This window comes from Paraburkholderia sabiae (assembly GCF_030412785.1).
In the GTDB taxonomy this organism is placed as follows: domain Bacteria; phylum Pseudomonadota; class Gammaproteobacteria; order Burkholderiales; family Burkholderiaceae; genus Paraburkholderia; species Paraburkholderia sabiae.
Genome location: NZ_CP125295.1, coordinates 232,190 through 245,160, shown reverse-complemented (window position 1 = coordinate 245,160; position 12,971 = coordinate 232,190). Strand labels below are relative to the sequence as shown.

General features: G+C 62.7%; 13 protein-coding genes. 9 read left to right on the top strand and 4 right to left on the bottom strand.

Annotated features, from left to right (window positions below):
• The first annotated feature begins 274 nt into the window (after nucleotides 1-274).
• The gene (locus QEN71_RS01075; RefSeq protein WP_223964128.1) at nucleotides 275-505 is read left to right on the top strand and encodes a hypothetical protein; all 231 of its coding nucleotides are present in this window, start codon (nucleotides 275-277) and stop codon (nucleotides 503-505) included.
• A gap of 26 nt (nucleotides 506-531) precedes the next feature.
• On the opposite strand, the gene QEN71_RS01070 is transcribed toward QEN71_RS01075, so the two are convergent.
• Nucleotides 532-1,134, bottom strand: a complete 603-nt coding sequence (locus QEN71_RS01070; RefSeq protein WP_201651417.1) for an RBBP9/YdeN family alpha/beta hydrolase — start codon at nucleotides 1,132-1,134, stop codon at nucleotides 532-534.
• 244 nt (nucleotides 1,135-1,378) lie between these two features.
• Here QEN71_RS01070 and QEN71_RS01065 point away from each other — a divergent pair, with 244 nt between their 5' ends.
• The 6 genes from QEN71_RS01065 to QEN71_RS01040 all read left to right on the top strand — a co-directional run bounded on the left by QEN71_RS01065 (nucleotide 1,379) and on the right by QEN71_RS01040 (nucleotide 5,488).
• Nucleotides 1,379-2,320: a 2-hydroxyacid dehydrogenase gene (locus QEN71_RS01065; protein WP_201651418.1), complete on the top strand. Its 942-nt coding sequence runs from the start codon at nucleotides 1,379-1,381 to the stop codon at nucleotides 2,318-2,320.
• A 72-nt stretch (nucleotides 2,321-2,392) separates the two neighbouring features.
• A complete protein-coding gene (locus tag QEN71_RS01060; RefSeq protein WP_201651419.1) occupies nucleotides 2,393-3,319 on the top strand; it encodes a hydroxymethylglutaryl-CoA lyase in 927 nt (308 codons plus the stop codon).
• A gap of 21 nt (nucleotides 3,320-3,340) precedes the next feature.
• Nucleotides 3,341-3,874, top strand: coding sequence for a YbaK/EbsC family protein (locus QEN71_RS01055; protein WP_201651420.1), 534 nt, complete (start codon nucleotides 3,341-3,343; stop codon nucleotides 3,872-3,874).
• A complete protein-coding gene (locus tag QEN71_RS01050; protein WP_201651421.1) occupies nucleotides 3,871-4,119 on the top strand; it encodes a DUF1289 domain-containing protein in 249 nt (82 codons plus the stop codon). The genes QEN71_RS01055 and QEN71_RS01050 overlap by 4 nt, the downstream gene beginning before the upstream one ends.
• On the top strand, nucleotides 4,116-4,571 hold the full coding sequence (locus QEN71_RS01045; RefSeq protein WP_201651422.1) for a MaoC family dehydratase: 456 nt from the start codon (nucleotides 4,116-4,118) through the stop codon (nucleotides 4,569-4,571). Before QEN71_RS01050 ends, QEN71_RS01045 begins: the two co-directional genes overlap by 4 nt.
• Nucleotides 4,568-5,488 (top strand): MBL fold metallo-hydrolase, encoded by a 921-nt coding sequence (locus tag QEN71_RS01040; protein ID WP_201651423.1) that lies wholly within the window; start codon nucleotides 4,568-4,570, stop codon nucleotides 5,486-5,488. Before QEN71_RS01045 ends, QEN71_RS01040 begins: the two co-directional genes overlap by 4 nt.
• Nucleotides 5,489-5,728: 240 nt before the next feature.
• Here the strand turns inward: QEN71_RS01040 and QEN71_RS01035 are convergent, their stop codons facing one another.
• On the bottom strand, nucleotides 5,729-6,637 hold the full coding sequence (locus QEN71_RS01035) for a DMT family transporter (RefSeq protein WP_201651424.1): 909 nt from the start codon (nucleotides 6,635-6,637) through the stop codon (nucleotides 5,729-5,731).
• A 113-nt stretch (nucleotides 6,638-6,750) separates the two neighbouring features.
• Here QEN71_RS01035 and QEN71_RS01030 point away from each other — a divergent pair, with 113 nt between their 5' ends.
• Nucleotides 6,751-7,236 (top strand): Lrp/AsnC family transcriptional regulator, encoded by a 486-nt coding sequence (locus QEN71_RS01030; protein WP_201651425.1) that lies wholly within the window; start codon nucleotides 6,751-6,753, stop codon nucleotides 7,234-7,236.
• A gap of 27 nt (nucleotides 7,237-7,263) precedes the next feature.
• On the opposite strand, the gene QEN71_RS01025 is transcribed toward QEN71_RS01030, so the two are convergent.
• The gene (locus QEN71_RS01025) at nucleotides 7,264-8,154 is read right to left on the bottom strand and encodes an alpha/beta fold hydrolase (RefSeq protein WP_201651426.1); all 891 of its coding nucleotides are present in this window, start codon (nucleotides 8,152-8,154) and stop codon (nucleotides 7,264-7,266) included.
• A gap of 273 nt (nucleotides 8,155-8,427) precedes the next feature.
• Here QEN71_RS01025 and QEN71_RS01020 point away from each other — a divergent pair, with 273 nt between their 5' ends.
• Nucleotides 8,428-9,387: an NAD(P)H-dependent flavin oxidoreductase gene (locus QEN71_RS01020; RefSeq protein ID WP_201651427.1), complete on the top strand. Its 960-nt coding sequence runs from the start codon at nucleotides 8,428-8,430 to the stop codon at nucleotides 9,385-9,387.
• Nucleotides 9,388-9,464: 77 nt separating this feature from the next.
• Here QEN71_RS01020 and icmF read toward each other — a convergent pair whose 3' ends face one another.
• Entirely contained in the window at nucleotides 9,465-12,851 is a 3,387-nt protein-coding gene (gene icmF / locus QEN71_RS01015; protein WP_201651428.1) for a fused isobutyryl-CoA mutase/GTPase IcmF, read from the bottom strand.
• Nucleotides 12,852-12,971 lie beyond the last annotated feature (120 nt).

Here is a 12,971-nt window from a genome sequence, read left to right as displayed (position 1 = left end):
AACACCGGGAGGACTCCCTATACCTTCCGGCCAGGTTTCCCCACATGCCAGCCGCACGTACGATCAGTTCATCACGTAGCTCATGAATCGCGGAACGCCGTGTGACAACGTGATCAATATGTCATTCGTTTGCCAGGTTTCTGATCAAACAAAACCCCGCTTAAGAATGAATTTCCTTAGGATGGTGCCAATGGAAACGTTAGAAAAACCTCTCGCGAAGCGTCGCTTTCATACGCTTCGACTCATTCACGGCAGTGTCAACATGGAGGCACGCATGACCCGGGCTGAAACGACGATCGAACACATTCTTCAGGATCTCGAAGATCTCAAACGGGAGGTCCGCGAGCTGAGAATCTATGTCGACGAGCGGTTTCGTGAGTTTGAAGCGAAGATGGAAGCGCGCTTCAGTGCGCTTGAAGCATCCATGCGCATCGAATTCCGTCTTCTGTGGGCAGCGAATTTCGCGATCGTGGGTCTTCTCGCGAAGGGCTTTCACTGGATCTGATGCCGAGGCATCGCTTCGCTATCGCGCTAGCTGAAAACCTGCGTGGCAAGCTCTTCGGCGTCGTCATGAAAACGCAGCGGCGCAGCGCAATGCGCGAGCGTATCCACAAAGTATTTCGCGCGGGGCCACGGGCCAAATCCCGCTGCCGTGTTGATATGACCGGCGTCGCCAAGATTGACGAATGCGCTGCCCAGACGCGTGGCCAGTTCGCGCGCGCCGGCAAGCGGCATCCACGGGTCGGTCTCGCTGCCGATCAGAATGGACGGCACGCCAAGGCGGCGGGCATCGAACGCACCTGCAAACTCGAACTTCTTCGGGCTGGCGGGCGCGACGAATAGCACCCCGGCAATATCGGCGGCTGGCACGCCTTGCTGCAATGCATGCGCCGTCGCCAGGCAGCCAAAGCTATGCGCGGCGAGCACGAACGGGCCGCGCTCACGCGCCAGCAGGTCGCGCACGGCCTGCGCCCATTGCGCGAGGTCCGGCGCGTCCCAGTCGCTCTGCTCGACGCGCAACGAACGCGAAAACTGGCGTTCCAGCCACGTTTGCCAATGTGCGCCTTCGCTGCCGTGCAAGCCCGGCACAGTCACGAGCCGCGGCGGCCAGATCGATCGGGTGCACGAAAACATGATTCTTTCCTCGCTGAGGGAATCCTGGAAATCATTGTCGCGTGGGCAGCGCGCCGCCTGAACCAATTTTTCCTGCTTTGCATATCGCCGTGTTGCGTCGAGTGCCTGTGCGTTTCGCCTATGCCGTCTGTCACCGCCCGCAACGCGCGCGAACGGCGGCGAAAAAAGTAGAATGAAGTCTGTCCATAAAAGCAGCCCTTGCTGAATCGTCGCAAGGCTTGACGGCAACGCTCAACGGCCACGCATGAAAGTCCTGTTCTACACACCGCAATCCGATGCCGACGTCTGGCTGCGCGACCTGTCGCGTGCGCTGCCCAACGCCGATCTACGCGTATGGCAGCCGGGCGACGACGCCCCTGCCGATGTCGCCATCGTCTGGAAGCCGCCGCGCGGCATGCTCGCGGGCCGCAGCGATCTGCGCGCCATCTTCAATCTGGGCGCGGGCGTCGATGCGATCCTCAAGCTCGAGCGCGATCATCCCGGCACGCTGCCGCGCAATGCGCAACTCGTGCGGCTCGAAGATACGGGCATGGCGCAACAGATGTCCGAGTATGTGACGCACGCCGTGCTGCGCTACATGCGCCGCTTCGACGAATACGACCAGTTGAAGGCGGAGCGCCGCTGGCATGTGCTCGAACCGCACGCGCGCGAAACGTTCACGGTTGGCGTGCTCGGCCTTGGCGTGCTCGGTTCGCACGTGGCGACGTCGCTCGCATCGCTCGGTTTCCCCGTGCGCGGCTTCAGCCGCAGCGCGCGAGAGATCGAAGGCGTCGATACGTTCGCGGGTGAAGATCAGCTCGACGCGTTCCTCGATGGCCTCAAGGTGCTCGTCAATCTGCTGCCACATACGCCCGACACGAATGGCGTGCTGAACGCACGCAATCTGTCGAAGCTCGCTCGCGGCGCGTACCTCGTGAACATCGCGCGCGGCGCGCATCTCGTCGAACAGGATTTGCTCGACGCGTTGGAACAAGGCCAGATCGCAGCGGCTACGCTCGACGTATTCGTGGAAGAACCGCTCCCTCCGGAGCATCCGTTCTGGGAGCACCCGCGCATCGCGATCACGCCGCATATCTCGGCGTTGACGCTGCGTGAAGAGAGCGTCGCGCAGATCGCGCAGAAAATCGGTGCGCTGATGCGCGGCGAGCCGATCGGCGGAATCGTCGATGTCGCGCGCGGATACTGACGGCGACATCACACAATAGACACGGACGGGATCCGGCATCACGCCGCAAGTGCCCGTCAACAGGAGACAGACATGGCCATGCCACAAGCAGTCAAGATCGTCGAAGTCGGTCCGCGTGACGGACTGCAGAACGAAAAGGAATTCGTGCCGACAGCGGTCAAGATCGAACTGATCGATCGTCTATCGGCGGCTGGGTTCAGGAATGTCGAAGCGGCTTCGTTCGTGTCGCCGAAATGGGTGCCGCAGATGGCTGACGGCGCCGACGTGATGGCGGGCATCGCGCGCCGTCCGGGCACGATCTATTCGGTGTTGACGCCGAACCTGCGCGGCTTCGAAGGTGCCGTCGCCGCCAACGCCGACGAGATCGTGATCTTCGGCGCGGCGAGCGAAGCGTTTTCGCAGAAGAACATCAACTGCAGCATCGCGGAAAGCATCGAGCGTTTCGCGCCCGTCGCGCAAGCCGCGAAGGAAAAAGGCCTGCGCATTCGCGGCAGCGTGTCGTGCGCGCTGGGCTGCCCGTATCAGGGCGAAGTGCCTGTGGCGTCGGTAGTCGATGTGGTCGAGCGTTTTGCGGCACTCGGCTGCGACGAGATCGACATCGCCGACACGATCGGCGTCGGCACGCCGAAGCGCACGCGCGAGGTGTTTGCCGCCGTCACGCAGGTATTCCCGCGCGAGCGCCTGTCGGGACATTTCCACGATACCTACGGCCAGGCGCTCGCGAACATCTACGCGGCGCTGCAGGAAGGCATCGAGATTTTTCACGCGTCGGTGGCGGGCCTCGGCGGCTGTCCGTACGCGAAAGGCGCGACGGGCAACGTCGCGACGGAAGACGTGCTGTATCTGATGAACGGCCTCGGTATCGAAACGGGCATCGATCTCGCGCAAGTCGTCGAGATCGGCGATTTCATCTCGACGTCGATCGGACGGCCGAACGTGTCGCGCGCGGGCAAAGCGCTGCTCGCGAAAGCTCGCAGCGAAAAGACCAACTGCGTTTGACCCATCACAGGAACACAACCCATGTCGGATAACGCAACCGTGCAACAACCCTCTCATACGCCCGAACTCGACGCGCTGCCCGATTCGGCGCGCCGCGTCGCACTGCTGCTGCGCGAGCGCGGCCACGCCGGACATGTCGTGATGCTGCCGGAAACGGGCAAGACGTCGGCGGAAGCGGCCGCGGGCCTCGGCTGTTCGATCGCGCAGATTGCCAAGTCGATCCTGTTTCGCCGTCGCGAAGACGACGCGCCCGTGCTGATCATCGCGAGCGGCGCGAACCGCGTCGACGAAAAGAAGGTCGCGGCGCAAGTCGGCGAGATTGCGCGCGCCGACGCGAAGTTCGTGCGCGAGAAGACGGGCTATGCGATCGGCGGCGTATGTCCGATCGGTCACGCGACGCCGCCCGTCACGCTGATCGACGCCGATCTCTTCACGCTCGACAGCCTGTGGGCAGCCGCCGGTCATCCGCATGCGGTGTTCAACCTGACGCCGCAGGAACTGGCCGGGCTGACGGGCGCGCCCGTCGTCGACGTGGCATTACGCGAAACGGCATGACGGACGACACCGCTCGCACGCAAGAGCGGGCGCAAAGCATCGCGTCCGTTCCCTCTCCCTGCATCAACGTGTGCCGGATGAACAAGGCGACCGGCCTGTGCGAAGGCTGCCTGCGCACGATCGACGAAATCGCGAAATGGTCGTCGTTCGGCGACGAAACGAAGCGCGCGGTATGGGATGAAATCGAAAAGCGTCACGCCGACATCATGTCGAAGCAGGCAGACAAGCGCGAGGCGAAGACATGAACACGCCGCCGCGCGTCGTCACGATTGGCGAGACGTTCAGCGCGACGCTGAATCTTTCGGTTGAATCGATCAAGTCGTTCGCGACCACCGTCAACGATCTGAACCCGCTGCATCACGACGAAGCTTACGCGGCGCAAAGTCGCTTCGGCGGATTGATCGCTTCCGGCACGCAGCCGACCGCGCATTTCATGGCGCTGCTCGCCACGCACTTTTCGACCTACGCGCAACCGCTCGGGCTCGAGTTCGACATCAAGCTCAAGAAAGCCGTGCATAGCGGTGACACGCTGACGATGACATGGCGCGTCGTCGGCGCATTCTGGAAGGCGAGCCTCAATGGCGACCTGACGCAACTCGAAGGGAGCGTCGTCAACCAGCGCGCCGAAACGGTGGTGATCGGTAAGTCGACCATACTCGTAATGCCGAAGGCCGCTGCGCAGGAAGGTGCGGCATGATCGCGCTGCCCGCGTCGATACGCGTGTTCGAGCGCGGCTGGCTGTCGTCGAACAATGTGCTGCTGGTCGATGAAGCCTGCGCGGCGCTCGTCGATACGGGCTACGCGTCGCACGCGGCGCAGACGGTCGCGCTAGTGAAGCATGCGCTCGGCGCGCGACCGCTCGATCTGATCGTCAACACGCACCTGCATTCGGATCACTGCGGCGGCAACGCGCAGTTGCAGGCGGCGTGGCCGTGCAAGACGCTGATTCCATCGACGGAAGCCGATGCCGTTCGCGAATGGGACGAAACGCGTCTGACCTTTCACGCGACCGGCCAATTCTGCGAACGTTTCGCATTTTCCGGCACGATCGAGCCGGGCACGCGTCTGACGCTCGGCGCGCTTACCTGGGACGTGCTCGGCGCGCCGGGTCATGATCCGCATTCGCTGATGCTCTACTGCGCCGAACGGCAATTGCTGATCAGCGCCGACGCGTTGTGGGAAAACGGCTTCGGCGTGATTTTTCCGGAACTCGAAGGCGAAAGCGGTTTTGCCGAACAACAGGCTGTGCTCGAACTGATCGGCACGCTCGATGTGAAAACGGTGATTCCCGGCCACGGTGCGCCGTTTTCCGATGTGCACGCAGCGCTCGATCGCGCGCTGTCGCGCGTGGCATGGCTGCGCGCCGATCCTTCGCGCAACGCGAAGAACGCGCTGAAGGTGTTGATCGTGTTCAAGCTGCTCGACGCGCGCGCAATGTCTTTCGAAGCGTTACTGCGCATGGTCGATGAAGCGAGTGTGATGCGCGCCGCCGCGTCGATGCTGAAGCCGCGCAGCGCGTGGCCTGCGCTGCTGCGCGAACTGGTCGAAGGATTGGCTGCGGAGAATGGTCCGTTGCAATTCGACGGCGAGCAAATCAGTGCGCGCGCCGAATGATTCTTGAGGCAAAGCCGCTGAAAATCAAAACAGCGGCCTCGCGAACGGACGTACAAAAAGAAAGCCGCTCGGCTTTCAGTTCGAGCGGCGCAATTATATTGACGTGATCAGCGTCGAAGAAATGATACCTGCGCGCACCTTTCGAACGCATCGGTGATTTCCCTACAGATTCTTAACGTCCGACCTCACGCCTTATTCGGAATCCGTACTATCGGTATGAACTACCGTTATATCGCGTCGTCAGATCGAGTAGCGCCGCGCCGGTACGATGCGCCAGCCTAGATTCACGCCCGCCGCCGCGAGCAGAATCAGCACGGCGCCGAGCACCTGAATCCACGCCAGCTTCTGTCCGAACGCGATCCGGTCGACCGCGATTGCCACAACCGGGTAGATGAACGACAACGCGCCCGTCATCGCCGTCGGCAGCTTCTGGATCGCGCCGTACAGCAGCACATACATGATCCCCGTGTTCACGACGCCGAGCGTGACGAGTTGCAGCCAGTGCGTACCCGTCGAAGGCAACGCGTCGTACTGCACGAACGGCGCGAGCACGACGACGCCCGTCGTGACGGTGATCAGCGCGATAAGGTGCGGCGGCGTGTTCTTCAAGTGCTTTGTGATGATCGACGACACGGCGTACAGGAACGCCGCGCCGACCGCGTACGCGACGCCTTGCAGATATTGCCCCGGCACGGCGAGCACGGCAGGCTCCACTTTCACGACGAACACGAGGCCGACGAATGCGATCAGCAGCCACACGACCGTCGACGCCGTCACGCGCTCGCGGAACACCAGCGCGCCCAGCGCGACGAGCATGAACGGCTGTGTACTGTAGACGGTGGTCGCCATCGAAATCGACGCGCGCGAGTACGACGCAAACAGAAGCACCCAGTTCGCGACGATAGCCGCGCTGCCGAGCGTCGCCAGCGCGATCATCTTCCACGAGAACAGCTTGCGTTTGAGCAGCCCGCGCGCCGCGCAGATCAGCAACAAGGTCGCGCCGCCGAACAGGCAGCGGAAGAAGGCGACGTTCAACGCCGATTGCTGCGACGATACGACCAGCCAGCCGATCGTTCCCGACATGAGCATGGCGAGCGTCATCTCGAACGCGCCGCGCCGTACTTCACGCACTTCGTTGCCTGCCGCCATCTGACACTCTCCAGAAGAATCACATCTTCCGGTCAGTGTAATGAACCCGATGGGCGTGATACATATCTAAAATAAGGCGTCACACTCAATTCACCTTAAATGTGAAGGCCGACATGGCTAAACACCTTTCGCCCGCGTCGAAGCAACCGCCTGCATCCACGACGCTCGACGACACCGATCGCATGCTGCTCGCGAGTCTCGCCGACGACGCGCGTCAGCCGATCAGCGAACTGGCGCGCAACGTCGGCCTCTCCGCGCCTGCCACGGCGGACCGCTTGCGGCGTCTCGACGCACAAGGCGTGATCGAGCGCTTCACGGTGCAGATCGATCCGCGCGCGCTCGGCTACACGCTGCAGGCAATCGTGCGCGTGAAGCCGCTGCCCGGGCAGTTGCATCTGGTGGAAGAAGTGATTCGGCGCATTCCCGAGTTCGTCGAGTGCGACAAGGTGACGGGCGACGACTGTTTCATCTGCCGCCTCTATCTGCGCTCGATCGATCAGCTCGACGAGATTCTGTCGAAAGTGACCGAGCGTGCGGAAACGAGTACGGCGATCGTCAAATCGACGCCGGTGCCGCGGCGCTTGCCGCCGCTCGTCTGAAAAAGCGGGCGGCAGCCTGGAGGTGAATCAAAGCTCGACGGCTTCGAAGAACGACAGCATTTCCGCGACGAGTTCGGCGGGCGCTTCTTCGGGGATGTAGTGGCCGCACGGCAGCGAGCGTCCGCTGACATCGCGCGCGACCTTGCGCCATTCATCGATCGGCTCGAAGCATTTCTCGATCACGCCTTCCGCGCCCCAGAGAACACGCAGCGGACACGCGATCTTCAGCCCGCGCTCGATATCCGCGCGATCGTGCTCGAGGTCGATCGTCGCCGACGCGCGGTAGTCCTCGCACATCGCGTGCACGGCGCCCGGCTGCCGCAAGGCCTTGCGGTATTCAGCGAGCACCTCCGGCGCAAACGGCGCGAGCCCGGCGTGACGGCTGCCCATCACGCGGTCGACGTACACATCGGGATTGCCTTCGATCAGCGTCTCCGGCAGCGGCTCGGGCTGGATCAGGAGGAACCAGTGGAAATACAACGTCGCGAATTCGCGGTCGGTCGCTTCGTACATCGCGAGCGTCGGCGCGATATCGAGCAGCATCAGGCGTTCGACGGCATCGGGAAAGTCGAGCGCCATCCGATGCGCGACGCGCGCGCCGCGATCATGGGCGCAAACGAGAAAGCGCTCGTAGCCGAAGTGGCGCATCACGGCGACCTGATCGGCGGCCATCGCGCGTTTCGAGTACGGCGAGTGCGTCGCATCGCTCGCCGGTTTCGCCGACGCGCCATAGCCGCGCAGATCGGTCGCGATCACCGTGAAATGCTCGGCGAGTTGCGACGCGCAGCGATGCCAGATCAGATGATTCTGCGGGTGTCCGTGCAGCAGCAGCAAAGGCGGCCCTGCTCCGCCCTTGACTCCGAAAATATCGACGTCGCCGGCCGTGACCCGAAACGGAGTGAAGTCTGCGAAGGGCATGTCGGATCTCGTTCTCGTTGTAAGTGTGGGCATTGTAGAAGGCACGTGTGTCGCTGCGAGTGGGATAACCCACGCTTTCGTAGAACCTGAACTCTCCTTCGAACGCCATCGTGTGAGCAACGTGGCGAAGACTCGCCTATAATCGAACGATCGTTCTTAAATTCGAATCAAATTCCGACGGCTGTCTGAAAGACTCAACCGCAGATGTCAGCCGCTACACTCATATCGCCGGGCATTCTTATGCACCGGCACGTCGATCAGGAGACTCGCACCATGGCATTGCCCGCCGTCCTGCAGCAGCTTGCGCTACCCGTCGTCGCTTCGCCGATGTTCATCGTCAGTTACCCGGAACTCGTGCTCGCGCAGTGCAAGGCGGGGATCGTCGGATCGTTTCCGGCGCTCAATGCGCGTCCCGCGGAACTGCTCGACGAATGGCTGACGCAGATTCAGGCATCGCTGGCCGAGCACAAGGCGGCGAATCCGAACGCCGTGATCGGGCCGATTGCCGTTAACCAGATCGTGCATCAGTCGAATGCGCGGCTCGAGCACGACATTCGCGTCTGCGTCGAGCACAAGGTGCCGATTTTCATCACGAGCCTGCGCGCGCCCGCCAAAGAAATCGTCGATGCCGTGCACAGCTATGGCGGCATTGTGCTGCACGACGTGATCAATCTGCGCCACGCGCAGAAGGCGCTGGATGCGGGCGTCGACGGCCTGATTCTCGTCGCGGCGGGCGCAGGCGGACACGCGGGCACGACGTCGCCGTTCGCGCTGGTCGGCGAAGTGCGGCGCATGTTCGACGGTCCGATCGTGCTGTCCGGCTCGATCGCGAACGGCGGCTCGATTCTCGCCGCGCAGGCGATGGGCGCGGACCTCGCGTACATGGGCACGCGCTTCATCGCGACGAAGGAAGCGCACGCCGTCGAAGGCTACAAGCAGGCGATCATCAGCTCGAATTCGGCCGATATCATCTACACGAACCTCTTCACGGGCGTGCACGGCAATTACATCCGCGAAAGCATCGTGAACGCGGGCCTCGATCCCGACGCGCTGCCCGAGTCGGATAAGACGAAGATGAACTTCGGCAGCGACAAGGCGAAGGCGTGGAAAGACATCTGGGGCGCGGGCCAGGGCGTGGGGTTGATGCATGACGTGCCGAGCGTCGGTGAACTGGTCGCGCGGCTGAAGGACGAATATGAAACGGCGAAGGCGCGGCTTGGGATCGGGCGCTGACACATCGGCATCTCGTTCGTGAATGCATGAAAAAGGCCGCGTTGATTCAACGCGGCCTTTTCTTTTACGTCAGCAACTCACATGTTCCGCCGATACTGCCCGCCCACTTCGAACAGCGCATGCGTGATCTGCCCGAGCGAACAGACGCGCACGGCATCCATCAACACGGCGAACACGTTTTGATCGTCGATAACGGCCCGTTTCAGGCGTTCGAGCATCGTCGCCGTGTCGCTTTCGGTGCGTGACTGGAAGGCGCGCAGTCGCTTGAGCTGGCTCTGCTTTTCGTCTTCCGTCGAACGCGCCAGAGCAATCGGCAACGGCGCGTCGTGCGCATGCGCGCCGAGAAACGTATTCACGCCGACGATCGGATACGAGCCGTCATGCTTGCGATGCTCGTACAGCATCGACTCATCCTGAATCCGTCCGCGCTGATAGCCCGTTTCCATCGCGCCGAGCACGCCGCCGCGCTCGGTCAGCCGGTCGAACTCGGCGAGCACGGCGGCTTCGACGAGATCGGTCAGTTCGTCGATCACGAAGCTGCCCTGGTTCGGATTCTGGTTCTTCGCGAGTCCCCATTCGCGATTGATGATCAGCTGGATCGCGACCGCGCGGCGCACCGAATCTTCCGTCGGCGTCGTGATCGCTTCGTCGAACGCGTTCGTGTGCAGCGAATTGCAGTTATCGTAGATCGCGATCAGCGCCTGAAGCGTCGTGCGGATATCGTTGAAATCGATCTCCTGCGCGTGCAGGCTGCGCCCCGACGTCTGCACGTGATACTTCAGCTTCTGGCTGCGCTCGTTCGCGCCGTAACGCTCGCGCATCGCGACGGCCCAGATGCGCCGCGCGACACGCCCGAGCACCGTGTATTCCGGGTCCATCCCGTTCGAGAAGAAGAACGACAGGTTCGGCGCGAAATCGTCGATGTTCATACCGCGCGCGAGATACGCCTCGACATACGTGAAGCCGTTCGCGAGCGTGTATGCAAGTTGCGAGATCGGGTTCGCGCCGGCCTCGGCGATGTGATAGCCCGAGATCGACACCGAATAGAAATTGCGCACGGCGTGCTCGACGAAGTACGCCTGAATGTCGCCCATCACTTTCAGGCTGAATTCCGTCGAGAAGATGCAGGTGTTCTGACCTTGATCTTCCTTCAGGATGTCGGCCTGCACGGTGCCGCGCACGTTTTCGAGCGCGAAACGGCGCGCGGTGTCGAGTTCTTCGTGCGAAGGCTCGCGTCCCGCCTGTTGCGCTTTCACTTGCGCGAGCGCGATCTGCTGATCGATCGCGACGTTGAAGAACATCGCGAGGATGGTCGGCGCGGGACCGTTGATCGTCATCGAGACCGACGTCTCCGGCGAGCACAGGTCGAAGCCGTCGTAGAGCGCCTTCATGTCGTCGAGCGTCGCCACGGACACGCCCGAATTACCGACCTTGCCGTAGATGTCGGGCCGCTCGTGCGGCTCCTCGCCATAGAGCGTGACGGAATCGAACGCCGTCGACAGACGCTTGGCGGGCATGCCTTCCGACAGCAGCTTGAAACGCCGGTTGGTGCGAAACGGATCGCCCTCGCCCGCGAACATCCGCGTCGGATCTTCGTTCTCGCGGCGGAACGGAAACACGCCCGCCGTGAACGGAAAATAGCCGGGCAGATTGTCGAGCATCAGCCAGCGCAGGATTTCGCCCGGATCTTTGTATGCCGGCAGCGCGACCTTGCGGATCTTCGAACCGGACAGCGTTTCGACGGTGAGTTCCGTGCGAATTTCCCTGTCGCGGATTTTCACGACGTGTTCGTCGCCGGAATAGGCCGCGACCGTTTTCGGCCACGCTTCGAGCAGCGACTTTTCGCGCTCGCCCAATTGCGACGTGCGCGCTTCGATTTGCGCTTCGAATGCGGCCGTGTCGGGAACGCTGCCGTTCGCTTCGTTCAGCATGCGACGCGCTTCATCGAGTTGCCAGCGCTCGCGCGCGAGTTGCGACTGCCCTTCGACGCGTTCGCGATAGGCGCGCACCGTCAGCGCGACATCCGACAGATAGCGCACGCGCGCGGGCGGCACGATCGCGTTGCGGCCCGTCGAGTGACGCAAGCCTTCCAGCTTCGGCAAGCGGTTGTCGCTCTCACGCAGACCGTGATCATGCAGCGCCACCGCGATATGTTGGTACACAGCGGTCACGCCATCATCGTTGAATCGCGAAGCGATCGTGCCGAATACAGGCATGTCATCTATCTTCGACGAGAACTTCTGCTGGTTACGCTGAACCTGTTTCGCGACGTCGCGCAACGCGTCGGCGGCGCCCTTGCGGTCGAACTTGTTGATCGCGACGAAATCCGCGAAGTCGAGCATGTCGATCTTCTCAAGCTGGCTCGCGGCGCCGAACTCGGGCGTCATCACGTACAGCGACTTGTCGGCGTGCGGCACGATGGCCGCATCGCCCTGACCGATGCCCGATGTCTCCACCACGATCAGATCGAAACCCGCCAGCTTGCAGACATCGATCGTATCGGGCAGCGCGTCGGAGATTTCGCTCGATGCATCGCGCGTCGCCAGCGAACGCATGAACACGCGTGCGCCGTTGCCCCAGTCACCGATCGCGTTCATGCGGATGCGGTCGCCGAGCAGCGCGCCGCCCGACTTGCGGCGCGACGGATCGATGGCTATCACGGCGATCGACAGCGTGTCACCGTAGTCGAGGCGGAAGCGCCGGATCAGTTCGTCCGTCAGCGACGACTTGCCCGCGCCGCCCGTCCCCGTGATGCCGAGCACGGGCACGTTCATGTCCTTCGCTTGCGCGGCGAGTTCTGCGCGATTAGCAGGATCGAGGTCGCCCGTTTCAAGCGATGTGATCAACTGCGCGAGCTTACGAAACGCGACGAGACGCGCGGCGCTATCCGTGTCACGGCTCAGCGCGTCGTTCAGTTCGTGAATCCGTTGCGATGGCTGTGTGTCCGGTCGCGCCGCGTCGCGGCATCGCGCGATCATGTCGTCGATCATGCCTTGCAGCCCGAGCCGCTGGCCGTCGTGCGGCGAATAGATGCGCTCGACGCCGTACTGCTGCAACGCCGCGATCTCTTCCGGCACGATCACGCCGCCGCCGCCGCCGAACACCTTGATCCGCTCGCCGCCGCGCTCGCGCAACAGATCGACCAGATAGCGGAAGTATTCGATGTGCCCGCCCTGATAACTCGACACCGCGATGCCGTCCGCGTCTTCCTGCAACGCGGCCGTCGCGACTTCTTCGACCGAGCGGTTGTGCCCGAGATGAATCACCTCGACGCCGCTCGCCTGCAAGATGCGCCGCATGATGTTGATCGACGCGTCGTGGCCGTCGAACAGCGCGGCCGCCGTGACGAAGCGCAAACGCCGCGACGACTGCTCGCCCGGCGCGCGCGGCGCGGAAGATTGGGAAGCGAGATTAGAAGCGGGCGCGTCGTCGCCGATGCGCTGCGGCGTGGAAAGATCGGTCATGTCTCCCCCGGATCGAATCGTCAGGTTCGTTCGTCTCGTGCTTCACGGGTGCTGCAAGCAGTATAACGATACGACCCGATCGTCCGTGCGCCGTTCATCCGGCGCGCGCTTTTGCATGCA